2 protein-coding genes are annotated in these 1,934 nt (G+C 63.8%); both read right to left on the bottom strand.

Annotated features, from left to right (window positions below):
* A partial coding sequence (locus tag EN991_RS34245; protein ID WP_164769594.1) for a TIM barrel protein occupies window positions 1-338 on the bottom strand: 338 nt, incomplete at its 3' end.
* A gap of 26 nt (window positions 339-364) precedes the next feature.
* The coding region (gene gcl / locus EN991_RS34240) for a glyoxylate carboligase (protein WP_127370389.1) at window positions 365-1,934 on the bottom strand (1,570 nt) is incomplete at its 5' end.

Raw genomic sequence — 1,934 nt, 5'->3', positions numbered from 1 at the left:
GCGCCGGCGGGCGCGATGCCGGCCAGGCAATTGACCTGCTGGCAGCCGAGCGCCTGCGCGTAGGTGATCGCCTTGGCGATGCCCTGGCGGAATTCCGGCACGCGGTCCGGCAGCACGGCAATGCCGCGCTCGCCCTTGCCCCAGTCGCCGGCCGGCAGGTTGAAAAGCACCTGCGTCAGGCCGTTCTTCTTCAGCCGGGCGGCGACGGCATCGGGCGCATGGTCATAGGGGCCGATATATTCGACGCCCTTGAAGCCGGCGCGGGCGGCGGCATCGAAACGGTCGAGGAACTCATGCTCGCCAAAGAGCATCGAAAGATTGGCTGAAAAACGCGGCATTCTTTTTCTCCCTTTCTCCGCCAAGCCTAATCCAGCATGACGATCGACGTCGGCGCATCTTCGTGGCTCTCGGCAAGCTCCTCGAATTCGGTGATCTTGTCGATCTCGGTGCCCATCGAGATGTTGGTGACGCGTTCGAGGATGAATTCGAGGACAACCGGAACCCGGTGCTCCTTCATCAACCGCTGCGCCTCCTTGAAGGCATCGGCGAACTCTTCCGGCTTGCGCACCCTGACCGCCTTGCAGCCCATGGCCTCGGCGACGGCAACATGGTCGACGCCGTAGCCGGCCTCGGGATCGCCTGCCCGGTTGATGTTCTCGAAGGCAAGGTCGACCTCGAAGTCCATCGAGAAACCCCGCTGCGCCTGGCGGATCAGGCCGAGATAGGCGTTGTTCACCACGACATGGAGATAGGGCAGCTTGTGCTGGGCGCCGACCGCCAGTTCCTCGATCATGAACTGGAAATCATAGTCGCCCGACAGCGCCACGATGGTCCGGTCGGGATCGGCGGCGCGCACGCCAAGGGCAGCCGGCAAGGTCCAGCCGAGCGGGCCGGCCTGGCCGCAATTGATCCAGTTGCGCGGCTTGTAGACATGCAGGAACTGCGCGCCGGCGATCTGCGACAGGCCGATCGTGGTGACGTAGGTGACGTCGCGGCCGAACGCCTTGTTCATCTCCTCATAGACACGCTGCGGCTTCAGCGGCACCTGGTCGAAATGCGTCTTGCGCTTCATCGTCTTCTTGCGAGCCTGGCATTCCTTCGCCCAGCCGGACCAGTCGCGCAGTCTGCCTGCCGTCTTCCACTCGGTGGCGACGTCGAGCAGCATCTTCAGCGCAGCACCAGCATCCGAAACGACGCCGAGATCCGGCGCGAAGACGCGGCCGATTTGAGTGGGCTCGATGTCGACATGGATGAATTTTTTGCCCTTGGTATAGACATCGACGGAGCCGGTGTGACGGTTGGCCCAGCGGTTGCCGATGCCGAAGACGAAATCGGCTTCCAGCATCGTCGCATTGCCATAGCGGTGCGAGGTCTGCAGCCCGCACATGCCGGCCATCAGCCGGTGGTCGTCGGGGATCGCGCCCCAGCCCATCAAGGTCGGGACGACCGGCACGCCTGAAATCTCGGCGAATTCGATCAGCAAATCCGACGCATCGGCGTTTATGATGCCGCCGCCGGCGACGATCAGCGGCTTTTCGGCGGCGTTGAGCATCGTCAACGCCTTTTCGGCTTGGGCGCGCGTCATGGCCGGCTTGAACGGCGTCAACGGCTCATAGGCATCGATGTCGAATTCGATCTCGGCCAGCTGGACATCGACCGGCAGGTCGATCAGCACCGGACCCGGCCGCGACGAGCGCATCAGATGAAAGGCCTTCTGCAGCGCCATGGGGACGAGATAGGGCTCCATGACCGTGACCGCCCATTTGGCGACCGGCGCGGCAATGGCTGATATGTCGACGGCCTGGAAATCCTCCTTGTTCAGCCGCGCCCGCGGCGCCTGGCCGGTGATGCACAGGATCGGAATGGAATCAGCGGCGGCCGAATAGAGCCCGGTGATCATGTCGGTGCCGGCCGGACCCGAAGTGCCGATGCAC

Origin of the sequence: Mesorhizobium sp. M7A.F.Ca.US.005.03.2.1 (assembly GCF_003997795.1) — a bacterium.
Classification (GTDB): Bacteria; Pseudomonadota; Alphaproteobacteria; order Rhizobiales; family Rhizobiaceae; genus Mesorhizobium; species Mesorhizobium ciceri.
The sequence above is the reverse complement of the archived record's forward strand: the minus strand, read 5'-3'. Positions and strand labels throughout refer to the sequence as shown.